Source organism: Planococcus antarcticus DSM 14505 (assembly GCF_001687565.2).
GTDB lineage: Bacteria > Bacillota > Bacilli > Bacillales_A > Planococcaceae > Planococcus > Planococcus antarcticus.
This window is the reverse complement of sequence record NZ_CP016534.2, coordinates 1,992,765-2,015,872: the sequence shown is the minus strand read 5'-3', so window position 1 is coordinate 2,015,872 and position 23,108 is coordinate 1,992,765. Positions and strand designations below refer to the sequence as shown.

The 23,108-nt window shown below is 42.5% G+C and carries 26 protein-coding genes and 1 pseudogene; 23 read left to right on the top strand and 4 right to left on the bottom strand.

Annotation, left to right across the window (positions count from 1 at the left end; all coding sequences use genetic code 11):
* Window positions 1–121: 121 nt before the first annotated feature.
* The 5 genes from BBH88_RS10080 to BBH88_RS10060 all read left to right on the top strand — a co-directional run bounded on the left by BBH88_RS10080 (window position 122) and on the right by BBH88_RS10060 (window position 3,124).
* Window positions 122–922 (top strand): hypothetical protein, encoded by an 801-nt coding sequence (locus tag BBH88_RS10080; RefSeq protein WP_006831646.1) that lies wholly within the window; start codon window positions 122–124, stop codon window positions 920–922.
* The gene (locus tag BBH88_RS10075) at window positions 923–1,168 is read left to right on the top strand and encodes a hypothetical protein (RefSeq protein ID WP_065536839.1); all 246 of its coding nucleotides are present in this window, start codon (window positions 923–925) and stop codon (window positions 1,166–1,168) included.
* Window positions 1,169–1,774: 606 nt separating this feature from the next.
* Complete coding sequence (locus BBH88_RS10070) at window positions 1,775–2,248, top strand: hypothetical protein (protein WP_006831648.1); 474 nt, start codon at window positions 1,775–1,777, stop codon at window positions 2,246–2,248.
* 3 nt (window positions 2,249–2,251) lie between these two features.
* Complete coding sequence (locus BBH88_RS10065; protein ID WP_006831649.1) at window positions 2,252–2,659, top strand: hypothetical protein; 408 nt, start codon at window positions 2,252–2,254, stop codon at window positions 2,657–2,659.
* A gap of 102 nt (window positions 2,660–2,761) precedes the next feature.
* On the top strand, window positions 2,762–3,124 hold the full coding sequence (locus BBH88_RS10060) for a YolD-like family protein (protein WP_006831650.1): 363 nt from the start codon (window positions 2,762–2,764) through the stop codon (window positions 3,122–3,124).
* A gap of 40 nt (window positions 3,125–3,164) precedes the next feature.
* On the opposite strand, the gene BBH88_RS10055 is transcribed toward BBH88_RS10060, so the two are convergent.
* Window positions 3,165–3,551, bottom strand: coding sequence for a site-specific integrase (locus tag BBH88_RS10055; RefSeq protein ID WP_006831651.1), 387 nt, complete (start codon window positions 3,549–3,551; stop codon window positions 3,165–3,167).
* Between the two features lie 317 nt (window positions 3,552–3,868).
* Between BBH88_RS10055 and BBH88_RS10050 the strand changes: the two genes are divergently transcribed.
* The gene (locus BBH88_RS10050) at window positions 3,869–5,185 is read left to right on the top strand and encodes an IS1380 family transposase (protein ID WP_065536840.1); all 1,317 of its coding nucleotides are present in this window, start codon (window positions 3,869–3,871) and stop codon (window positions 5,183–5,185) included.
* A gap of 400 nt (window positions 5,186–5,585) precedes the next feature.
* Here BBH88_RS10050 and BBH88_RS10045 read toward each other — a convergent pair.
* A pseudogene (locus BBH88_RS10045) lies at window positions 5,586–6,729 on the bottom strand (IS3 family transposase).
* Window positions 6,730–6,861: 132 nt separating this feature from the next.
* On the opposite strand from BBH88_RS10045, the gene BBH88_RS19220 reads away from it, so the two are divergent.
* From BBH88_RS19220 to BBH88_RS10025, 4 genes are all read left to right on the top strand, one after another.
* A complete protein-coding gene (locus tag BBH88_RS19220; RefSeq protein ID WP_006830785.1) occupies window positions 6,862–6,975 on the top strand; it encodes a TlpA family protein disulfide reductase in 114 nt (37 codons plus the stop codon).
* 15 nt (window positions 6,976–6,990) lie between these two features.
* Window positions 6,991–7,617: a redoxin domain-containing protein gene (locus tag BBH88_RS10035; RefSeq protein WP_006830786.1), complete on the top strand. Its 627-nt coding sequence runs from the start codon at window positions 6,991–6,993 to the stop codon at window positions 7,615–7,617.
* Window positions 7,618–7,808: 191 nt separating this feature from the next.
* Window positions 7,809–8,702 (top strand): DMT family transporter, encoded by an 894-nt coding sequence (locus tag BBH88_RS10030; RefSeq protein WP_065536841.1) that lies wholly within the window; start codon window positions 7,809–7,811, stop codon window positions 8,700–8,702.
* Between the two features lie 258 nt (window positions 8,703–8,960).
* Window positions 8,961–9,398: a hypothetical protein gene (locus tag BBH88_RS10025; RefSeq protein ID WP_065536842.1), complete on the top strand. Its 438-nt coding sequence runs from the start codon at window positions 8,961–8,963 to the stop codon at window positions 9,396–9,398.
* 142 nt (window positions 9,399–9,540) lie between these two features.
* Here BBH88_RS10025 and BBH88_RS10020 read toward each other — a convergent pair whose 3' ends face one another.
* Entirely contained in the window at window positions 9,541–10,221 is a 681-nt protein-coding gene (locus tag BBH88_RS10020; protein WP_065536843.1) for a Crp/Fnr family transcriptional regulator, read from the bottom strand.
* A 440-nt stretch (window positions 10,222–10,661) separates the two neighbouring features.
* Here BBH88_RS10020 and BBH88_RS10010 point away from each other — a divergent pair, with 440 nt between their 5' ends.
* Window positions 10,662–10,988 (top strand): thioredoxin family protein, encoded by a 327-nt coding sequence (locus BBH88_RS10010; protein WP_065536845.1) that lies wholly within the window; start codon window positions 10,662–10,664, stop codon window positions 10,986–10,988.
* A 144-nt stretch (window positions 10,989–11,132) separates the two neighbouring features.
* Here BBH88_RS10010 and BBH88_RS10005 read toward each other — a convergent pair whose 3' ends face one another.
* Entirely contained in the window at window positions 11,133–11,714 is a 582-nt protein-coding gene (locus tag BBH88_RS10005) for a CDP-alcohol phosphatidyltransferase family protein (RefSeq protein WP_065536846.1), read from the bottom strand.
* Window positions 11,715–11,912: 198 nt separating this feature from the next.
* On the opposite strand from BBH88_RS10005, the gene BBH88_RS20090 reads away from it, so the two are divergent.
* The 12 genes from BBH88_RS20090 to BBH88_RS09950 all read left to right on the top strand — a co-directional run bounded on the left by BBH88_RS20090 (window position 11,913) and on the right by BBH88_RS09950 (window position 23,039).
* Entirely contained in the window at window positions 11,913–12,617 is a 705-nt protein-coding gene (locus BBH88_RS20090; protein WP_456291189.1) for a TVP38/TMEM64 family protein, read from the top strand.
* Window positions 12,618–12,882: 265 nt separating this feature from the next.
* On the top strand, window positions 12,883–13,290 hold the full coding sequence (merR, locus tag BBH88_RS09995; RefSeq protein ID WP_006830792.1) for a mercury resistance transcriptional regulator MerR: 408 nt from the start codon (window positions 12,883–12,885) through the stop codon (window positions 13,288–13,290).
* Window positions 13,287–14,927: a mercury(II) reductase gene (gene merA / locus BBH88_RS09990; protein ID WP_065536847.1), complete on the top strand. Its 1,641-nt coding sequence runs from the start codon at window positions 13,287–13,289 to the stop codon at window positions 14,925–14,927. The genes merR and merA overlap by 4 nt, the downstream gene beginning before the upstream one ends.
* A gap of 52 nt (window positions 14,928–14,979) precedes the next feature.
* A complete protein-coding gene (locus BBH88_RS09985) occupies window positions 14,980–16,329 on the top strand; it encodes a dihydrolipoyl dehydrogenase family protein (protein ID WP_065536848.1) in 1,350 nt (449 codons plus the stop codon).
* Window positions 16,330–16,576: 247 nt separating this feature from the next.
* A complete protein-coding gene (locus tag BBH88_RS09980) occupies window positions 16,577–17,479 on the top strand; it encodes a glycine betaine ABC transporter substrate-binding protein (protein WP_065536849.1) in 903 nt (300 codons plus the stop codon).
* A gap of 121 nt (window positions 17,480–17,600) precedes the next feature.
* A complete protein-coding gene (locus tag BBH88_RS20085; protein WP_331243352.1) occupies window positions 17,601–17,894 on the top strand; it encodes an oxidoreductase in 294 nt (97 codons plus the stop codon).
* A gap of 16 nt (window positions 17,895–17,910) precedes the next feature.
* Complete coding sequence (locus tag BBH88_RS09975; protein WP_331243350.1) at window positions 17,911–18,723, top strand: NADH:flavin oxidoreductase; 813 nt, start codon at window positions 17,911–17,913, stop codon at window positions 18,721–18,723.
* Window positions 18,724–19,006: 283 nt separating this feature from the next.
* Complete coding sequence (gene egtB / locus BBH88_RS09970) at window positions 19,007–20,278, top strand: ergothioneine biosynthesis protein EgtB (RefSeq protein WP_065536850.1); 1,272 nt, start codon at window positions 19,007–19,009, stop codon at window positions 20,276–20,278.
* Between the two features lie 107 nt (window positions 20,279–20,385).
* Complete coding sequence (locus BBH88_RS09965; RefSeq protein ID WP_006830798.1) at window positions 20,386–21,081, top strand: cysteine hydrolase family protein; 696 nt, start codon at window positions 20,386–20,388, stop codon at window positions 21,079–21,081.
* Window positions 21,082–21,085: 4 nt separating this feature from the next.
* The gene (locus BBH88_RS09960; protein WP_006830799.1) at window positions 21,086–21,709 is read left to right on the top strand and encodes a flavodoxin family protein; all 624 of its coding nucleotides are present in this window, start codon (window positions 21,086–21,088) and stop codon (window positions 21,707–21,709) included.
* A gap of 73 nt (window positions 21,710–21,782) precedes the next feature.
* Window positions 21,783–22,448, top strand: coding sequence for a haloacid dehalogenase type II (locus tag BBH88_RS09955; protein ID WP_065536851.1), 666 nt, complete (start codon window positions 21,783–21,785; stop codon window positions 22,446–22,448).
* 87 nt (window positions 22,449–22,535) lie between these two features.
* Window positions 22,536–23,039 (top strand): peroxiredoxin family protein, encoded by a 504-nt coding sequence (locus tag BBH88_RS09950; protein ID WP_065536852.1) that lies wholly within the window; start codon window positions 22,536–22,538, stop codon window positions 23,037–23,039.
* The last annotated feature ends 69 nt before the right edge of the window (window positions 23,040–23,108 follow it).

Genomic DNA, 23,108 nt, shown 5'->3' with positions numbered 1-23,108 from the left:
TCCTGTTTCCCCCTAACAATCATGCTAGGGTTTATTTTCCTACAGAAGTGGCTCAGTTTTCAATTGCTTTGGTGGCTCAGTTTTAAGTTACCATATACAACGGTGGAAAGAGGTGAATGGAATGAAGGATAGATTGAACGAGTATCGGAATGCCCTAAATAGCACAGTGTTTAAAGATAACCAATTCAAAGCCGAGCACAAGCAACAAGTCCTAGTAAAACTTAACCAACGCCCAGAGCCAAAAAAGAGAAAGGACTGGATGCCTCGCGCCATGAGCGTTGCCTTTATCGCATTCCTTCTTTTGGCAGGCGGTTATTTTTTGAGTGAGCAACTAGGGAAATCTCCTGTTAATATAGCAGAGCCCACAAGTGAACAGGGACTCCCTCAGCGTGGCGACACGGGTCTGCCAGTAGAAGAAACAAAGCAAGAAGAGGAGGATTCGGTTTTGGAATCACCCTATCTGGAAATCAGCGACTACTTTACCCGCTACGAATTGCCGGAAGAGGGCCGTCTTGATTCAAGTGAAGCAGTAAATGGTGTATCGTATGAGAACGGCTATACCTTCAATAAAGATAAGAAGTATATGGTTGGCCGAATTCATTATGAAGGTACTGGGCCAAAAGAACCCACGGAAGGGCAGGAAGTTGGCGTGATCATGGGGTGGATTGCTGGTGCAGCTGCCATCCAGCATCCTGAAAATCAAACGGCCTATATGACGCTAGGAATACTGGATCCACCGCTTACAAGCCTAGGCCAAGCGAAAGAATTGAACGACTTTGAACCGCTGGAAGAATGGATAATTGAAGTAGAGGACCTGCTCAAGCACGTTCAATCCAGTGAAAATGAAGAAGAACGGAAACAATCTTACGAAGAAGCTTACGAAATGCTGCAGAAAATGTATTCCATAGTAGAAGGGCAGTAGGTGATGTGTTTTGTTGAAAAAATCGTCATAGGCGTACCTTTGCTGGCTTTGACGTGGTTAGTGTTACTGGCTATTTCAGTCAATATAGGAGATTCCGATTCTACTGTAGCCGAAGAGGTCGCGATAGAAGAAAAGGATGCACTTGAAAAATATAAATTCGCCAACTTCGAAGAAGAGGAAGCATATCAAATCAGCTACACATCCTATTCAAATTTTGAAATATTTGTGAAAGAATGGATGAAATAAAGACGTCTATTTTACTATTTTTATTCCAATTTTATTACAACGTAAAGAAAATAAAATTAAAATTAAACTAAAAATAAACAAAGGGATCATGTGTTGTGGTTGGAAATAGCAATGAGTTAAAGGACGTTGATGTGGTGGTTGCTAAAATGACAATCCACGATGTGAAATAGATTTGATTTCAGTATTGAGAACTGGAAAGAGATCGGTTTAATAAAACCTTCCATTGTAAGATGTAGCAAGCTGTTCACGATAAAGGCCATCTATTTAAAATTTAAAGTTGCAAAAATTGAAGAAGATTTAGAAATCATCAAGAAAACTATAGCGGAATATATATTGGAATAATAAGAGTTTAAGAAAGCTCTTAATTTCCCTTATACTGTTAATTTAGCGGTTAAACATATGCTAAGAATATGATATAATTGGTCTATAACTGGAGGGATTCAACTGAAAAAGTCTACGTTAGGAATTGTAGTTTCAGTTTCTTTACTCCTGTCTGCATGTTCATCAAATGAAGCAGCTGCTCCAGAATTAGAGACAGAGAGTCAAGCACAAGAAGTAAGTCAAGTTCAAGGAGAATCATCTTCATCTTCATCAACAGATGTTTTATTGGAATCTCCTTACAAAGAAATTAAAGATTACTTTGACAATTATGAACTACCAAGTGGCGGGAAAGAAGATGGCAGGCTCATCTCGTATGAAAATGGCTACACCTTTGATAAAGAAACTAAGTTTATGATTGGCAGAGAATGGAATGAGAATGAGACTGTTAACGAACCTACTGAAGAGCAGAAGATTGGGGTCATAATGGGATTCCTAGTTGACGCTGCGGAGTTAGGAGATTTTGAAGATATGACAGAAACGAATTATAACGAACAAATGTCACACCCTATTTCTAGACTTAATCAAGTTAGTGAGCTAACTGATTTTGAACCGTTAAAAGAATGGTCTCAAGAAACAGCTAGTCTTCTTGACGAAGCTCAGAACTTGGATTCAGGAGATGAAAGACAAGCTCTTCTTGAAGAAGGCTACAACGAACTTCAAAAAATGAAGTCTTTAATTAATAAGAACGGAGAGGATTAAGGAATGAAAAAAATTGTATTTGCGGCGCCTTTTGTGATTCTTATTTCTTTAGCAGCTATAATTGCCTGGGCGAACCTTTCTACAGTTGAAAGTGGAATACCGGAGGATTACTCTAAAGAAGATGCTGAAGAATTCAAAGGAGAAGAGAATATCAAAACTGCGTGGAACCATTGGACCAAGAGCGGTGAATTTCATGAAGAAGATTATGAAAAGAATCTAACCTTTATTGCTCTTAGATCGATTGATGATAGTCAAATGGAAGCGTTAGGTATGAGCCGCGAAATATCTGAAATGCAAAAAACAATCGGCCTAATGAACGGTAATCCAATGGCGTTGTCTGAGGCAGAAAGAGCCGCTTATCATAGTGCATTTGAACAAAAGCTAGAAGCAGCATATAATTCGATAAATTAAAAAAAGAAGGGAGCCTTAATTGGTTTCCTTTTTTATTTGTCTTGCAACAAGAGCGAGTGTTGTTAATTATGTTAGTAAATACGAATTGAAAGGAGTGGAAGTATGAAAGGAAACAAACATTTAAAAATTCAAGGTGATGTCAAAGATCGAGGTATGATTAAGTGGCAGGGGTTAATGTTGACTGAGCATGTTGAGTTAATTAAAACTTGGAAAGAAGACTACAATAAAGTGGCGAAGTCATATCTAGATGAACATAATATGCAACTAATTCAAGAAGAAATTGATCTTGCAATGAAAAGACAGTGCATCGTTTATATTCATACTTGGAATAATGGAGAAATCACAGAACATCATGGGACCATTTCCAATGTAGATATTAAAACAAGAATTTTGTATTATGAAGATCCGTTTAAGAATCATCGATTGAACTTAGATGATGTTGTATCGATAACGATGGTTAATTAAAAAAAGAAACCCTCAACCTAGCTGGAAGAGGGTTTTTCACTTACAACCCGAATGCTTCTGCTAAAATTTCAGCATCTTTATTCGGCAAGTAAGATTGAGTTGTTGAAATATCGCTGTGGTTAGCAAGTGTTTTCAAAACTTTCAATTCTAATTTATCTTTTCCAAGTTCCTTCAATACGTAGTGAGTTCCATTTTCATAGTTTGTTAGTGAACTATGTCTGAAGGAGTGAGGATTTAGATTAATTAAATCTCCAGTTTCTTTCTCTAAGATCTTACGGAATGTGATTGTCCAATTGTACAAAGTTTCGTACTTCGCTGGTCGTTTCAATTCTTCTCTGCCAACTGTCCATAGACTGGCAATATCATCTTCGCCACGTTGACCAAAATATAACTGAGCAATTTCTCTCGAACGATTGAAGTAGAGCAACTGAAACTTCTTACCATGCTTGCCTTGAACTGTGTTGGTTTTATTGTTATCCAGAAAGCCTTCTTTGAGTATCTGGAAGACTTCATTTCTACGTCCTGCGGATTCATATGAGACAAAGAGGTATAGGGCCTTCTGGAATTATTTCTTACCAATAAGATAGTTCAACCTGAATTATTCACCGATTTATTGATAAAGGCCCCAAAACCCGAGTTCATCGGCTTTTGGGGCCTTTGCTTATGCATGAAAAAAATGAAAAAAGAATCCGTTTCTGCTAAGGTTAAATCACCACAAAATAACCAACAGAAAGGATTCTTCTTATGGCTACATTACCGCAAATATCCCTTGATTTCAATCGTCAGATCAAATTATCAAATGATGGAGGTTCACTTTCCTCAGATACCGGCGCGTTCCTGTTCAAGGAATTCGACGTAAAGTTTGGCTTTTCGCAAACCGTGGCGAAGCATCTTCATTTGAAAGATACTCGTTCTCATTGGATCCATTCGAACGAAAAATTATTCGGCCAGAAAATCTACCAGATAATAACGGGTTATGCGGAAGATGATGCTGCGGACCACCTGACGGACGATCCGATTTTCACTCAAGTTCTCGGACAAGGAGCGTTAGCTTCCCAACCCAGTCTATCTCGTTTTTGGCCACGTTTTAATCCGGAAGCGATGATTCAATTACAACAAGCCAACCAGGAACTGCTCGATAAAGTGCATCGGCACCGGAAAGCTGAAGCGATCATCTTCGATCTGGACTCGACACATGCCGATACCTACGGCAACCAGTGCGATGCGGCGTACAATGCCCATTACGGGACGGTCGGTTTCCATCCGTTGGTCGCTTTTGACGGGATCACCGGTGATTTCTTGAAAGCCCAGCTGCGCCCCGGCAATGTCTACACATCCAACGGAGTCGTGGATTTCATCCGGCCGCTGATTGAACATTATAATGAACAGTTTCCTGAGACGACGCCGTTCATCCGCGGGGACAGTGGGTTTGCCGTTCCGGCTTTGTATGAACTATGTGAAAAGGAATCGGTCTATTACGTCATCCGGCTCAAATCCAATGCCATCCTGCAATGCCTTGCGGAGGAATACCATCCATCTTCGACACCATCTGACAGCACAAAGACCGAATATCATGTTTCAGAAACAACCTATCAGGCGAAAAAATGGGATAAGCCCCGGAAAGTCGTCATCCAGTCCGCACGGCTTGCGGGTGAATTGTTCTTTACCCATACATTTTTTGTGACGAATTTCACGGACGTGTTCTCCCCGGAAGCCATTGTCCGCACCTATCAAAAAAGAGGAACCATGGAAAATTACATCAAAGAAGCTAAAAATGGGTTTGGATTTGATCGAATGAACAGCCATTCCTACCAAGTGAACGAAGCGAAAATGATGCTAAGCCTGTTGGCTTATAATTTAGTGAATTGGCTGCGCACATTAACGTTTCCGGAAGTGCAAAAGAAGATGCAGATCCAGACCATCCGGAGACGACTGGTAAAAGTGGCCAGTAAGCTGGTGAAGTCAGGACGGTCTCTTTACTTCAAATTGTCTTCCAGTTTTGTCTACCAAGACTTCTTTTGGAAAATCCTCGCCCGGATTCAACAGCTGAAAATCGAATAGCTTCTCATTACTCCTTTTTTGAAATTTGGATCTCTGCCAAGGGAGTAGTCTGCCCAAAAACGCTCTTTTTAAATGAGTCGATGCAGAATTTCACGTAGATGAAATGAAAAAGAGGAAATATGCCTTAAAAAATTTCGACAATCAGTGAATTTCAGCTAAATTCCCGGATGAGCGACCAAGCGTGAATAATTCAGGAGTAATTGTAAAACTTGATCATTGAGTTAAGTTTTTAATAAAAAGACATAAACGTGTAATAGTTTAAATATTATCAAGCCTTATAAGGGTATATTGCACGGAGGGAGCGTCAAGAATTATGAGTGAAGTGATAACGGTTCTTTCTATTCATCCATCTATCTACACCAGATAGTTTACGAGTTTAAATTGGTAAGTCAACACTAAATCAAACAACTTTTTTAAGGGCTGCGTTTCGATAAGTGACAGGGCTGGTGTAGCCTAAGCTGCCGTGTAAACGAATATGATTGTACCAATGGACGTAATCAAATAGCTCAAGTGATAGCTGATTAAGGGATTCAAAGTGCATGCCGTTGATCAGTTCCGTCTTCAGAATCTTAAACGTAGCTTCTGCCACCGCATTGTCATAAGGGTTTCCTTTTTGACTCAGCGACCGTTCAATTTGATGCGTCTCTAGTAAGGCATCAATACCGGCATTTTTAAATTCAGATCCACGGTCTGTATGGAAAATGTTCACGGCTCCCAGGTCGCTTTTGACCGTCGCGAAGGCACGCTGAACTAAAGCAGCGTCTTTTCGCTCACCCAGACTGTACCCGACAATTTCACGGTTATAGAGATCGAGAAGGAAACAAATATAGTTCCACCGGCCGCCAACCTTCACGTACGTTAAGTCGCTAACCAATACGGCACTTTTCTCTGTTGGATTGAATTCACGGTTTAATACGTTTCGATACGTTGCTTCGTTAGGAGGCGTAACCATCGGCTTGTACGAAGGCAGTGCGTATTTCGATTGGATGCCAAGTGTCGCCATGAGGCGTCCAATACGACGTCTCGAGACGATCCAATTCTTTCTGATCTTCAGTTCTTCTTTCAGTTTACGCGTCCCATAGACACGGCGATTCTAATGAAAGATTGCCCAGATTTCGTCTTTTAATTCTTGTTCTGCTCGAGCTTTTTGGCGTTCTTTTTCTACTGAAACGGACGTTTCATAGTAAAAAGTACTGCGAGCGATTTGCAGGACATTACACATTGCTGATACCGAATAGAGGTGTTGATTCTGTTGAATAATCTCTATTTTCGTCCCATGATCAGCGCTGCAAGACTCACATATCCACTTCCATCTCCAACTGTTTGTTTCGTTTCTTGTAGGCAAGTAATTCTGCCTCCAGCGGGCTTCGATTATCCTTCTCTTCGAATGAACCCGTTCGATTGAATTGGGCAATCCATCGATCGAGTGCGGAAGCCGTTAGGTCATATTCTCGGACAATATCTACCCGGCTTTTTCCACCTGCGTGCAGTGCAACCACCTGTTTTTTAAATTCTGCAGAAAATGTGCGTCTCTTTTGGGTCATAGTAGATTCTCCTCACGTATTGTGGACTATTCTACGCCCCCTTATATTTTCTGTCCAACTAAGTGTAGACTATCCAAATAACCATTGGTATGCTTAAGTTCTCAAGTGAAAATGAAAAAGGGAGGAAAAGTTATGTTGTTAACTAAGATTCAAGATATGCAATTCTCTGATTTAGAAGGCAATTCAGTAGCACTCAGCGATTACCGAGGGAAAAACACTTTAATTTTCATGTGGGCTTCCTGGTGAAGATGCCGCGAACAGTTGCCAGGTTGGCAACAAGTATATGAAACGCATAAAGACAATAACTTTGAAATTCTTTCCGTTGCAGTAGATGGTCAAGGTCCGGAAGTCGTCAAACCGTTTGTAAAAGACACAACGTTTACGACGGTTGTAGATGAAAACAATCAATTGGTTAATCTGTTTCAGTTCAAAATGGTGCCCAATGGCATTTTCATCGACGAAGAAGGAACAATCCGGTTACTTAAAGAAGGCTTCAAGGTGGAAAACCCAGAACACGTGAAGGCCGTTGAACAGCTGATTCATAAAGAAACAGAGAAGATTGAATTTGAAAGCAGTCAATCAAGCAACAACAAAGCCGATTTTCAGCTCCAGTTGGCACAAACCAAATTTAAACTCGGCATGGAATATGCAAAGCAAAAAAGAAATGAAGAAGCATTAAAAGAACTGGATGACGCAATTTTGTTGGATCCGGAAAACTTCACGATCCGCAAACAAAGATGGTATATCCGATTTCCGGAGAAATTCGGTTCAGAAATCGATTTTGAATGGCAGAATGGCCAGCTAGAGAAAGAAAAAGAGGACGAAGAATTCCATCGAACGCAAGGACTTGTATGCGGACCGGATGGTTGTTTTCTACCTAGCAGATAAGCCCATTGAAGAAATCAAATAACCCTTTCTTTATGTCACAAATTCCGACTGTCGACATGGGAAAGGGTTTTTTTTGCAGTCCACTAATTAACAGCGGGTCAAAGTGTTATAATTCTTAATCATATAGAGTGAGCTTTAACAAGCTTCAAATTAGCAGTTGTATCATACAAACCTGTGAGGAGGCCACCGATTTGAAGAAGAAATTAATCTTTGCACTTTTAGTTATAATAACGACAAGTTTGATGGGGTCTTCTTTTGCTGTGGCAAAGATCGGCTTGGAATATTTTTCACCGCTGTTGCTTGTCGGAATGCGTTTTACGATGGCAGGAATGATCATGGGGACGTTTGTCCTTTTACTTAAAAAGAAACACCCCAAGAAAGCATCCGATTGGCTTCGAATCGCAATCGTTGGCGCTGTGCAGACCGCAGGTGTAATGGGGGCAATCTTTCTGAGTTTGCGGACGATCACTGCGGGCGAGTCTGCGATTTTGACTTTTACAAATCCGTTGCTGGTGGTTATTTTTGGGACGCTACTGTTGAGGATACGGTACCGGATCGTTCAGTGGGGAGGCGTACTGATCGGCTTTTTTGGCGTGTTCATTACTATGGGAAGCCATGTGGATCTGGAAGTTGGAACTTTTTTAGCATTTGCCAGCGCAGTTTCATGGGCAATTGGTACGCTGTTGATCAAGAAATGGGGCTTACTCTTCGACATTTGGGTCTTAACGGCTTATCAAATGCTGTTTGGCGGTTTGATTCTGTTGGCGGGCAGTGCGTTGCTGGAAGATGTCCGGCTGGTTCTCAATCCGACATCTGTCTCTATTCTTTTATGGCTTTCAATTCCAGCGTCCATCATCCAATTTGCCATCTGGTTTTCTCTGCTGCAAAACGGAAATCCAGGAAAAGTCAGCGCGTTTTTGTTTCTCGCACCACTCTTTGGCGTACTCTCGGGTTGGTTGATTCTAGATGAGAAAATCGGGTGGTCACTGGTTGGTGGAGGAGCGCTGATCTTTTCAGGGATTTTCCTTGTCAACTGGCCTGAAAAATCACCGAAACAAGAACCTGCGTTAAGAATTCTTCGTTAAAGAATTGTGGAGCGATAGAAAGAATAATAAAAGAAAAAGTATCTGGAATTAATGCAAACTTAGTGAACTTGGTCTACGTTTGAAAGGAATTCTGAAACCGTTTTTCTACATAAGTGAAGTACGAATAACATTCATACATATACGTTGAAAATTTTACTAAGTTAGATTGGATACCTTTATAATTTATCCGAATTGTTAGATAACTTACTTTTTCATTTCTAATGCTGATTTATACTCAAGAAAAAAGGAGTGAGGACAATGGTGGTGTCTGGACAAACTTCAAAAGTTTCAGGTTATACCAAAGTGGTGAAGGCGTCATTAGTCGGCAGCACAGTCGCAGGAGTAGCATTTGGCATCTATATGCAGGTAATGGGGATGATTCCGGTATTGGCTTCGATGCTCGGCAGTGAAAGTCTGGTGGTTGGATGGCTCATGCACATGATGATCAGTTGGGTTTTTGGGCTGGGGTATGGAGTAATGACTCTTTTCTCTACTCGTTACTATGTATTGGGTGTTCTGCATGGCGTGATCATTTGGGTGATCGGACCATTAGTGGTGATGCCGATCATGATGGGTATGGGACCTATGATTGGAGCGATGTTTGAAAGTGCCCAATTGATGAGTTTGATCACGCACTTGGCCTTCTCGCTCATCTTGGCAGCTGTCTTTAGCCGTTTCGTTCACAGACATGCTTAGTAAATAGAAAAAACCTTTCGAACTCTACCGACAGTTCTTCTGCGGTAGGGTGAGAAAGGTTTTTTAAAAGCAATATTTGTTTCAGCAAAATAAGTTCCCTTACTTTTTTATTGAGCAATCTTTTAGAAGATAAAGAAAATCCTTACTCAATCAGGATTTTCTTTATCTCATCGGCTTTGATGGAGTATCCCAAAAGTGTTTTCTTAAGTAATCCTTCTTTTTTCAATTTGCTCATCAGAAGCGAAATGGTTTCCCGTGAGGATCCAACCATCGTAGCAATGTCTTCGTGGGTAATTTTCATCGCAATGGATTGCCATTCCTTGTCTCGCTTTCCACTTTTTTCGCTCATTTTAAGTAACAGGAAAAGCGTACGGTAGCGGACATCGCCGAGGGCGATCTTTTCACTGAGATCATAGGTTTCTTTCAGCCGATCCGATAAAATTTGAATGAGTTTGATGGATACATCTGGTGTGGTCCGAATAAAAGATTCGAATTTCCCTTTATCCATTGTGCACAGATAGCAGTCGGTCATTGCCTCTGCATAGGTTTGTTTATCCGTCAGCATGAAGGATTCCGTTTCTCCAAAAACATTGCCGTCTACAAGGATATCCGTAGTGAACTGTTTTCCTTTAGGGGTCATTCGATACAAACGAACTTGCCCTTTCTTCAGAAAGAATAATACGTCCAGGGGTTGTTCGGGAATCAGAATTTGTGTCCCTTTCTTCACGGGTGTCATTGTACTGTTGTCATCAATCAACTTCATATCTTCCATTGGCAGTTCATCAAAGAGATTGATATGCGAAAGGAGTGTCAGTTTATCCATGGTTAAAATTCCCTCTTTTCTTCTAAATAGGAAGTCGTCTGATTATCTTTTATTAATAGTTCCTGGATGCACCAAATGTAAAAAAGCGGAAAGTAAGCTGAATGAGATGGCTATCTCTTTTCAATCCTTTAATATTTTTGAGCACCGCAGTTTACTTCAGGATGTACCTATCGAGAAAAAAAGACAAGGTTTTCCGCTCTTAAAAATGCGTAATGGCTATTACACATATAAGGAAATAATGGAACTAGAAAATAAGCAATCAGGTTAATGCATCGCATTAATTTTACATGTATTAACACGGAAGACTGTAAGATGCGTTACATCAGCTTCAAGCAGACGGGTATATTCCGGAACTTAACGCACCTCATATTTTAAGTGCGAATCATCTATTATAATCTTATTATGACATAGACTAAATGTCAGGCAGAGGAGGAAGTAACATGTTCGAGAAACTCTTATCAGAAGCTCAATTTAAAGAAACTATCAGTCAGGATCAGCCCGTCTTCATAAAATTTTACGCTGACTGGTGTCCCGACTGTAAACGGATGGATATGTTTATAGGCGAGGTACTGTCGGAATTTCAAGTGATCTCAACGTATTCCATCGATAAAGATCAATTTGAAGAAATTGCGAATCAACAAGAAGTGATGGGTATACCCAGCCTGCTCGTCTTTCAAAACGATCGTAAGTTAGGGCATCTTCACAGCGCCAATGCCAAAACGCCTGATCAAGCGAGAGCATTCCTGGAGCAATTTTTCAATCATTAACAAAAATGATCAAAAAAAGAAGTTAAATACAGTAAGGAATAAAGTGGCGGAACTCGCTTCATAAATTTCCAGTTATACTTTGTGATAAACCTAGAAATATTACTGGATAGCAAGAGTTCACTATACGTCACACATACTTCGTTTCTATCCTAAAATTCGTATGGCTTCTGTCATCCGCTGGAAAATCGTAAAGATTTGCATGGCGATGAATAACAAGGTAAATACGGTTAGGTAGGGAGAAAAGACAATCATTAAGGTAAAGAGTAGAAATCCTTCTGTCCGTTCCCCGAGCCCCGCCTGATAATAGAATGATTTCGTGCCTTGTTTTTCTGATAATGCGCCAACTGTCAGAAACACGGTCATCGCGACAATGATGGAAACACTCAGTAGTAGCAAAGCCCACATCGAATCGGGGAAGCGGAAGGCTAATCCTAAAATGACACTAATTTCAACTAACCTGTCAAAGTTGATGTCCAACAGCGTCCCCCAGGAGGATGGTTTGGTTTTTCTAGCCATCGTGCCATCAACAGCATCTAAAAAGCCGGAGAACCAAAGGACCAAAATTGCCCATATAGGCTGGTCCAGGTAAATAAACAGGCCAGCAGAGCTGCCGATGACAAAGGCGATCTTGGTGACGACATCTGCAGAAAAGCCCGTTTTCAATAGTAAATCAGCCGTTTTATCGAAGGTCGGTTGAACATGTTTTCTGGCGTGTGTATCGAGCATTTCATTCACCTTTTCTATGTATAGTGATTTCAGTATAGTACATGTCTCCGCACCCAATCCATACTCCCGTTCAACTCACGCGATTTAAATGTCTTGAAAAATACCAAAGAGGGCCAAAGGAACCTTTTACATAATTATTTTAATTGTTGATAAGATCATTTAGTTCAGGAAAGGGAATGATAAAGATGGTTAGAGCAGATGAAAGTGAAAAAGTTGAAGCAACCTTGTACGCGAAAAGCGATAGTTTATGAAAAAAACCACGGGTTTTCAAGTAGGGAAATGGCTTCTGATAGTTATGATTGTTGGGTCGGTGATTTGGCTCAGCCGTTCGGTGTTTCAAGTGGATGCAAACAGCATTCGCAACTGGATTTTATCGATCGGATTCTAGGATCCTCTTCTCTACATTGTCCTCTAAACCGTCCGTCCACTGATCTTTTTTCCGGCATCGGTCTTGTCGATCGCCGGCGGCTTGGCGTTTGGTGCTTGGCTGGGGACTCTCTACACCATTATCGGTGCCACGCTCGGGGCACTGCTGTCTTTTTACGTCGCAAAAAACTAGGAAAAAGCCTGGTCAAAAAACAATGGTCCGGAAATGCCGCGAAAATTCAGGGGCAGATGGAGCAAAACGGCTTTTTTTATGTCTTACTGTTTCGCTTGATTCCAGTCATTAACTTTGACTTGATCAGCTATTTGGCAGCTTTTGCAAAGGTACGGTTTTCTTCTTTTGCACTGGCGACATTAATTGGGATTATTCCCGGCACCTTTGCTTATAATTTTCTTGGCAGCAGTTTTGTCAGTGGAAATCCCAAAATCATCAGTATGGCCGTTGTGGTATTTATCGTATTGACTTTCGTCCCGATTCTTGTTCGAAACCGTTGGATGAAGAAACAAAAACTGATCTAATGACAATAGAAATCGTTCAATAGCAGTATTTCCGTTACTTCTATTTCATAAAAGTCTTGTCGGAGTTCCCTCAATGTTTTTCAAAGTCATCATATAACTAGGCCATCTTGCAACAACTAAAACAGAATAGACCAATTGAATTGCACCACCATCGTTTAGCCCGGCTATTGATGGTGGTGCAATTTTTAGACTGTACAGATTAAAGTACCTAACATTTGACCATGTACCATGGTACATGGTTTATACTTTTTTCGAGGTGAAAAAATTGAGCTATCGAATCAGTGAACTGGCTGAACAGTGCGGTGTGAACAAGGAAACAATCCGGTATTATGAACGAAAAGGGCTTTTGAGAGAACCTGCCCGAAACAGTGCGGGTTATCGGATGTATTCAGAAGAAACGATTAAACGCGTTGGATTTATCCGACGTTTGCAGGAACTGGGATTTGCGTTAAGTGAAATTCACAAATTACTCGGTGTCGTGGATCAGGACACTGTGCGCTGTGAAGATATGTTCGGTTTTGTGTCCAGAAAAGAAGTAGAAGTTCAGAAGCAAATTGCGGATTTAAAGCGTGTAGAACAGATGCTGAGTGAGTTGAAAGACCGGTGTCCAGATGAGAAGGATCTGCATGGCTGTCCGATTATTGAGGTTTTGATGGAGGAGGAGCAGACATGAAAAAATACCAGATGGAAATTCAAGGGATGACTTGTTCAGAATGCGAAGAGCATATCGCAAAGGCCTTGAAAGGCATAGGCGCAAAAGAGATCCAAGCCGATTTTCGAAAAGGGAAAGCTGTCTTTGAACTATCGACAAATACAGAAGTTGAAACAGCGAAAAGTGCCATCGCTGAAGCAAAGTACCAGCCCGGTAAAGCTGAAGAAATTCTAGAGCAGAAAACGATGCAACCGGGTAACAAGGACGCATTTGACTATATCATCGTCGGTTCCGGCGGAGCTGCTTTTTCTTCCGCCATCGAAGCTGTGAAACATGGGGCGAAAGTGGCGATGATAGAACGGGGAATAGTCGGTGGCACCTGTGTAAATATTGGCTGCGTCCCATCGAAAACGCTGTTACGTGCCGGAGAAATTAACCACTTGGCAGGCAACAACCTATTTGCCGGACTGCGAACCACATCGAATAAAGTGAATATGGGGCAGCTCATCAATCAGAAAGACGAACTGGTGACGGAACTGCGAAACAAAAAGTATATCGATTTAATTGATGACTATGGCTTCGAATTGATCAAAGGAGAAGCGAAGTTTGTGGATGGGAACACGGTTGAAGTGAATGGAACGAAATTATCGGCCACCCGGTTTCTGATTGCAACTGGGGCTTCTCCAGCTTTGCCGGCTATTCCGGGACTCGAAAAAGTGGATTACTTGACCAGTACGACCTTGCTCGAGCTGAAACAAGTACCGAAACGTCTAACGGTCATCGGTTCGGGTTATATCGGTGTGGAACTGGGCCAGCTCTTCCATCACCTGGGGGCAGAAGTCACGCTGATTCAAAGAAGTTCCCGATTGTTCAAGGAATACGATCCGGAAATATCGGAAGTCCTCACGAAGTCGTTGAACGAACAAGGAATTCACGTGGTTACCGATATTACCTACGACCGGATTGAACAGGATGGCAACTTAAAACAAGTTCATGTCGTAGAGAAAGGCATCCAGCGAGTGATCGAATCCGAGGAACTCCTGCTTGCGACGGGCCGAACACCTAATACAGAAAACTTAAATCTTCGGGTAGCCAACGTCGAAACAGGGTCTCGTGGGGAAATTCGGATTGATGAGTATGCCAGAACCACCAATGAACAGATTTACGCAGCGGGTGACGTGACGCTGGGACCTCAATTTGTTTATGTCGCGGCTTATCAAGGACGTATGGCTGCAGGAAATGCTGTTGGTGGGAGGAATGTAAAAATAGATTTAACTACTGTGCCGGGCGTCACCTTTTCGTCACCTTCGGTTGCAACGGTCGGCTTAACAGAACAGCAGGCAAAAGAAAAAGGCTTTGCGGTTATTACTTCTGTTTTGCCGTTGGAAGCAGTTCCTAGAGCGCAGGTGAACCATGAAGCGATTGGGGTGTTCAAACTGGTGGCAGATGCGAAGACACGTAAGCTGCTCGGCGGCCACATCGTGGCGAATAATGCGGGTGATATTATTTATGCCGTGACGCTTGCCGTGAAGTTTGGGCTGACAATTGAAAACCTGAGCGAGACTCTTACGCCGTATTTGACGATGGCGGAAGGGGTGAAGCTCGCTGCGCTTACCTTTGATAAGGATGTATCCCAGTTATCCTGCTGTGCAGGTTAACAGTAAAGCAAGCTAACTATTTTTTAACTATGCAAAAAAGGAGATGGATGAGATGGAGAAGATTTTTGATTTAATCGTAATTGGAACCGGTTCTGGCGGGTCGGCCGCCGCGATGAAGTGCAAGAAAGCCGGATGGGAAGTAGCAATCATCGATTCCAGACCATTTGGGGGCACCTGCGCGCTTCGGGGGTGTGATCCGAAAAAACTGCTCGTCGGCGCTGCCGATATGATTGAAAGTACCCGGCGAATGGAGGGCAAAGGAATTTCGTCCACTGTGACGATCGACTGGCCGGAATTGATGGCTTTCAAGCGGACTTTTACAGAACCAGTCCCTGAAAGCCGCGAGAAAGGCTTCGGAAAAGCCGGAATTCACACCTTCCATGGCCAGGCGTCCTTTGTAAGTGAAGATACAATCCAGATTGGGGAAGACGTTCTGACAGGAAAAAACTTCTTGATAGCAAGTGGTGCAAAACCTGTTTCGCTGCCGATTACTGGTTCAGAATATCTTGTTCTCAGCGATGAATTCCTGGAGCTGGATGAACTGCCAGCAAGGCTCATCTTTGTGGGCGGCGGTTATGTTTCCTTTGAATTCGCCCATATTGCGGCCCGGGCCGGAGTTGAAGTGCACATCGTCCAACGGGGAGAACGTCCTCTGGAAAACTTCGAGCCCGAATTGGTTGACGTACTGATGGAAAAGTCGAAAGCGATTGGGATTCACATTCATCTTAATAGCGAAGTGAAATCGGTTGAAAAGAAATCCGATTCGTTTATTGTCACGGCAATGACGGGCGATGAATCGCTCGAACTTGAAGGGGATCTCGTAATTCACGGTGCTGGCCGGATTCCGGCGATAGATGATATACAGCTCGAAAAAGCGAACGTAGAATGGAGCAAAGGCGGTATTGCCGTCAATGAGTATCTGCAGAGTGTCAGCAATTCCCGTGTCTATGCAGCAGGAGATGCCGCAGCAACCGCAGGTCTCCCGTTGACGCCGATTGCTTCCATGGAATCTCATGTAGTGGCTTCAAATTTACTCAAAGGGAATCATCGTTCGCCGAGTTATAAAGTGATGCCGACAGTTGTATTTACACTGCCGAAATTGGCGTCAGTCGGATTGTCTGAAGACGAGGCTAGAAAAAAGGGACACAACATCCGAGTCAATAAATTTGATACCTCCGATTGGTATACTTATAAACGGACCAATGAGCAATACGCCATGGCGAAAATCCTTATCGATGAAGACTCCGATTTGATATTGGGTGCCCACCTCATCAGCGAAGAAGCAGATGAACTGATCAATCACTTTGCGACGGCAATTCAATTCAAGCTCACCACAAACGACTTGAAACAAATGATTTACGCCTATCCGACAGCAGCTTCAGATTTGGCTTATATGATTTGAAATAGCAACAGATAGACAAAAATAAACAGGCAAAAGGATTGAGTACCGCACTTCGGTACTCAATCCTTTTTGAAATTAAAAATTTACCAATTTAATAAATCCATTTAAAACATTTTGCCTCATTCACGATGAATATGTGATGCGCCTTACATTTTATACAACGAACATTCGGATAAAATTAACGGATGAAAAAACATCAAGTTTATTATGCTTTAAAATCAAAAACAAAATTTCAGGAGGAATGGATATGAATAAAAAAATGATCGGTATTTCGATATTGGCTTCGTTCGCGTTATACGGATGCAGTTTAGCAGCAGAAGATGCAGAACCGATAGTAATTGGAGGAAAACCTTGGACAGAACAATATATTCTTCCTTATATTCTGGGCGAATATATTGAAGCGCATTCGGACTATACCGTTGAGTACCAGGACGGCTTAGGCGAAGTGGCGATTCTGACTCCAGCTTTGGAACAGGGCGATATTGATATGTATGTCGAATATACCGGAACGGGATTGAAAGATGTACTGAAACGCGAGTCAGAAGCTGGCCAGTCATCTGAAGAAGTTATGCAGCAGGTGAGAGAAGGTTATGAGGAAGAATTAGGAGCGACCTGGTTGGAACCGCTTGGTTTTGAAAACGGCTATACGCTGGCTTATTCGAAAGACAGCGGCTTTGACGCGGAGACCTATTCGCAATTAGCGGACATCACCCGTTCGCAAAATGTCACATTCGGCGGCCCTCATTCCATTTACGAACGGGAAGGGGATGGCTACGAAGACTTGAGAGAAACATACGGTTTTGAATTTTCCGCTACGGAAAGCTTTGATCCCGCCATCATGTATGAAGCGGTTCGAAATGGAGACATAGACGTCATCCCTGCATTTACTACCGACAGCCGAATCGGGTTGTTCGACTTGGCGACGACAAAAGATGATTTGAACTTCTTCCCGAAATATGATGCGGCTCCGGTCGTGCGATTGGAAGCACTTGAACAATATTCTGAATTGGAAGAAGTGCTGAACGGGCTTGCCGGAGAAATCAGTGAAGAAGAAATGTTAGCGATGAACGCCCGAGTGGATGTCGATAAAGAGCAACCGAAGGATGTCGCGCTGGAATTTCTTATCGAACAAGGGTTGATTGAAGAATAGAAGAAAATTTTCCTTGTTGAGCTGGATAATTGACTGTTCTTTCTCATTCTCATATAGTCTGTCAGGAACAGAAAATAAATATGGATTATAAAGTTTATAAAAACAGAAAGCTGGTGGAAAAATGAGCAACACACAAAAAACAACATTATTTTCAGCAATCAAAATAGGCAACACTACTTTAGAAAACCGCGTGGGCTTGGCCCCGATGACTCGAACAAGTGCGACGGAAAATGGACTGGCCACTGAAGAGATGGCACAGTATTACGCTAATTTTGCCCGGGGCGGTTTCGGTCTGGTAATGACAGAAGGAACTTACACAGATGAAAATTACAGCCAGGGTTACTCCAATCAGCCTGGTATAGCGACAGCTGAACAAACGAACTCATGGAAAAAAAGTGGTAACTGCTGTCCGTGAAAAAGGCGCAAAAATTATGATGCAATTGATGCATGCCGGTGCACTGTCTCAAGGAAATCGTTTCAACAGCAACACAAAAGGACCTTCGGCAGTTAAACCGAAAGGCGAGCAATTGGCGTTTTACGGTGGCCAAGGAGAGTTCCAAACGCCTGAAGAATTGACACAAGACGATATCAACCAATTGATTCAAGCATTTGCGGTTTCTGCAAAAAATGCGAAAGAAGCTGGGTTTGACGGTGTAGAAATCCACGGGGCAAATGGTTATGTTTTGGATCAATTTTTAACGGACTATACCAATCAGCGCTCTGATCAATATGGAGGCTCCATTGAAAATTGGATTCGCCTTGCATTAGAAGTCATCAAAGCAGTCCGCGATGAAGTCGGAAATGAATTTCCGGTAGGAATCCGGATATCCCAGGCAAAAGTGAACGACGCGGACTATAAATGGGCAGGCGGGGAAGCGGAAGCTGCAGAAATCTTCACTGCCTTGCAGGGAGCGCGTGTCGATTTTATCCACATTGCAGAACCACAAGCAGCGGCTCCGGCATTTGGAGAAACAGGATCTACGCTGGTGAAACTGGCGAAAGAGCATGGAAAGACAGTCGTCATTGCCAACGGCACACTTGGGGATCCGGCATCAGCGGAATCGTTGCTGAACGAAGAAGGAGCCGATATCGTGACTATCGGTAAGGCAGCTCTGGCCAACCAGGACTGGGCAAATCGTGCAGCTGAAGATCAGGAATTGAACGCTTTTGATTTCCAGAAGTATTTATTGCCTAAAGCGACATTGAAGGACTTTGAATATAAAGCCTTGAAAGTAAAAAATTAAGAATCGATTACCGCTAAAACTATAGGAAAGCGAAAAAGGAGGGGCTCGAACAGCAGCCACTCCTTTTTTTGCTAAAACAAATTTACTGAATAATCTTTCCATTTTGTAATCTGGCTAACATTCATTTTTCTAATTGATCGCTACAATTAAAAGTCAGTTAAGAGTGAAGCTTGTGTGTCTAACCTGTCTTTTACACAAGGCATCAGCATCCTCACAGAAAGGCTATGTAAATTAGTTATGAATGCAGTCAATTTTAACATTAAAAGCGGAAGGGAGTTTTTTGATGGAAGCATTGGATGAAAAGACTTTAACAGAACGATTTGCTGAAATAAGGGAAGTTTCCATGAGACTGGTACAACCTTTGGAAAAAGAAGATTTCATCATTCAGTCGCATCCCGACGTCAGCCCTGCTAAATGGCATATTGCCCATACCACCTGGTTTTTTGAACGAATGATTTTAAAGGAATTCAAATCGGGGTATCAGGAGTTCAATCCCACATTCGATTTTTTATTTAATTCGTATTACAACTCGATCGGACCTTATCAGCCCCGTCATCAGCGAGGCGTGTTGTCTAGGCCGACGGTGGATGAGGTCATTGCCTACCGAAATTACGTAGATAGACAGATTCATGAATTATTTTCAGAATCCCAGTCTTCAGAGACGAAAAAAGAGCTGGTTAAACTGATTGATATGGGGCTTCAACACGAACAGCAGCATCAGGAATTGATATTGATGGATGTGAAGTACAACTTTTTTGTGAATCCGCTATTTCCGATTTATTTGAAAACGGAGGAATTTCCGGGAAGTAAGCGGAGTGAACCTGCTTTTGTTGAGTTCGAAGGCGGGTTGATCGAAATCGGACACAATGGCGAAGGGTTTTCATTTGATAACGAACGGCCGCGTCATAAGGTTTGGCTGGAACCCTTTCAATTGGCAATTGAACCTGTGAACAACGGAGAGTATCTCGAATTTATCAAGGCTGGCGGTTACGAAAAACCGGAATACTGGCTTTCTGATGGTTGGAATGTTGTGAAAGAAAACAACTGGAAAGCGCCGCTTTATTGGCTGAAAAACGAGGAAGATGAGTGGGGAATCTTTACCTTGAGCGGAGTAAAGAACTTGGATCCGTCTGAACCCGTGAGCCATGTCAGTTTTTATGAAGCCGACGCGTTCAGCAGATGGAAAGGCAAAAGACTGCCCACCGAGGCTGAATGGGAACACGCATCTCAAGGAATGCCTATACGAGGCAACTTCATGGAACAAGGAGGTTACCATCCGGTCCCATTGAGTGAAGAGTCACCCGAAGCGCCACTTGCGAAAATATTCGGTGATGTCTGGGAATGGACATCCAGTGCCTACTCATCCTATCCCGGAAGCAAACCATTAGAAGGTGCTTTAGGTGAGTACAACGCAAAATTCATGAGTAACCAAATGATTCTGCGAGGGGGCTCATGTGCAACTCCTGCGACCCATATCCGGGAAACCTACCGGAATTTCTTTCCTCCGGATAAACGCTGGCAGTTCAGTGGCTTCAGATTGGCAGACGATTATTAATAAAATCACTGCTGCCCAATATGGTTAGTAAAAAGGGGTATAGATGAAAGTAAGAATTATTAGGTAAGGAAGTAGTTTGGCCAATAAAATGTGAAAGGAATGATTAGATGACGCTAGAAGAACAGCAAGATTCAATTCTGCCTGTAGGAACAATGGAGATCAATTCCGAAAACACTGCATTAGTGATAGTGGATCCCCAAAATGATTTTTTGCGCGAAGACGGAGTTGCTTGGGACTTGGTGAAGGAAAGTGTTGAAAACAACCAAACGATCCAGAACCTGGAGCGATTGCTGAAGGCCGGTGAACAAAGAAACATGAAGCTGTTCATTTCCCCGCATTATTACTACCCGACGGATGATTCGTGGAAATTTGGCGGACCCCTGGAAAATATGATGCATAAAGGCGGAATGTTCAAGCGGAAAGATCCCTTATCGCTGGAGGGATTCGAAGGATCTGGAGCTGATTTTCTGGAGAGCCTGAAGCCGTTCATTGAAAAACCGGGAACCATTGTGGCAAGTCCGCATAAAGTTTATGGTCCTCAAAATACGGATTTGGTCCTGCAATTGCGAAAACACGGGATAAGCCGCCTGATTCTTGCCGGCATGTCCGCAAATCTTTGCATCGAATCTCACCTGCGCGACCTATTGGAACAGGGATTTGAGGTAGCGGTCGTATCAGATGCAACTGCAGCGGCAATTCTGCCTGGGCTCAACGGAGACCAAGCGGCAAAAGTGAATTTCCGGATGATTGCCAATGCACTTTGGAACACAGAAGAAACCATTAAACGAATGGAAGGGGAATAATTAGATGCAACCATTAAAAGCTTTATTCTTAAATACGTCATTAAAAAGTACGGATGAACCGTCCCATACGGAAGGGTTCATGAACGATGTGCAGGTCCATTACAATCAATTGGGCGTCGAATCTGAAATTGTCCGGCTGGCAGATTATAAAATTGCGCTTGGCGTGCAAGAAGATATGGGCGGAGAAGATGAATGGCCAAAAATCTACGAAAAAGTCCAAGCTGCAGACATTCTTATTATCGGAACGCCTCTATGGCTGGGAGAAAAAAGCTCATTAGCGACTCAAGCTATTGAAAGGCTATACGGCAGCAGCAGCAAAACCAATGAGAAAGGGCAAGCCGTTTTTTATAACAAAGTCGGTGCGGCGGTTATTACAGGCAATGAAGACGGCGCAAAACACGCGGCAGCTTCTCTGTTATATGGATTGTCTCACATCGGATTTGTGATTCCACCGAACGTCGATGCGTATTGGGTTGGGGAAGCCGGTCCAGGGGCATCGTATATGGATGCAGGAAGAGACAATGAATTTTCGAAAGCTGCCATTAGAAGACTCGCTTACAACACCTATCACCTGGCAGGCATGCTGAAGAACACGCCAATTCCCGCAGAAGGAAATACACTGAACTGAATAAAATGTCTGCTGGATTAGATAGAAATCTTGGCAGACATATATACATAAAATTGAAAAAGGAGTTGTATAGATGGATAAGCCGATTAAAACTTTTCTTTTTGATGTGTATGGAACACTATTTGATGTGACGGCAATTAAAAATGAGTGCGAAGAGCTCTATCCAGGATACGGCGAGACCATCAGCCAGACGTGGAGAACCAAACAAGTTGAATATTTCATGCTGCGCCAGTTGATGGGGAACTATGCCACGCTGTATTCGATTACGCATCAGGCCTTGAAATACGCGCTTAAAGAAAATGATCTGAAATCAAACGAACAAATCGAACATCAATTGTTGAAAGCGTATCTCCATTTGCCGCTTTATGATGAAGTCGAGAAGGTTCTTACCGAACTGAAAGATCAAAAACTGGTGGTATTTTCGAACGGGTCTCACGATATGCTGGACCCTTTAATTGAAAATGCCGGCTTGAAAGACTTATTTTCAGAAGTGCTCAGCATTGATGAAATCAAAGAGTTTAAGCCGGTCCCAGCGTCTTATCAGTACGTTGTAGAAAAACTGAAATTGGAGAATCAGGAAGTCCTGTTTATGTCGTCAAACGGCTGGGATATCTCCGGAGCGAAAAATTTTGGATTTCAGACAGCTTGGATCAATCGGAAAAATTTGCCGGTAGAAGAGCTTGAACTGGAGCCAGACTATATTTTTTCAGATCTGAATGGGCTTCTGAAATGGAAATGACGGGCACATTTGTCCATCGCATCATGATTTAGTAATTGATTTCAACGTTTATTGATAGACGAAATACAAAACGAAGGAGGAAATTAAATGAACACATTACAGCTGGGTAACAAAGCACCATTATTTAAACTGCCTTTGGCCGAAGGGGGTACGTACTCTCTGGAACAGGATATGACCGATCGAGCGGGCTGGAGATTTCTTGTCTTCTTTAGAGGGTCATGGTGTTCGGTCTGCAATCAGGATTTGCAGGAAATCGAAGAAAGCATTTCGCATTTTGAAGGGAAAGGCGTCTATTTCACGGCTCTCTCAACAGATACACAGGAGGATTCCCTGGAGATGAAACAAAAGCACGAGTTAAGTTTTCCGATTTTAGCAGACGCTTCGAAAGATTTGCTGGATGAGTATGGTGTTTTTTATCACGGAGAAGATGCTTCCTATGAAGATCATGGGAATCACGGAGAAGCAGCTTACTTTTTACTGGATGATAAAGGGGAGATTCTTTATCAACAAAAGCAGACCAGTCCTTTCGGCAGGCCCACAGCGAAAGAATTCCGGAAGATTGTTCAATATATCAAGAAAAACTTCAAATGATTTTCTCTTGTCTTTGATTAATGAGCTAAGTGTTTTAAAAGCTCAATTATCTACCTGAAATGAAAACAT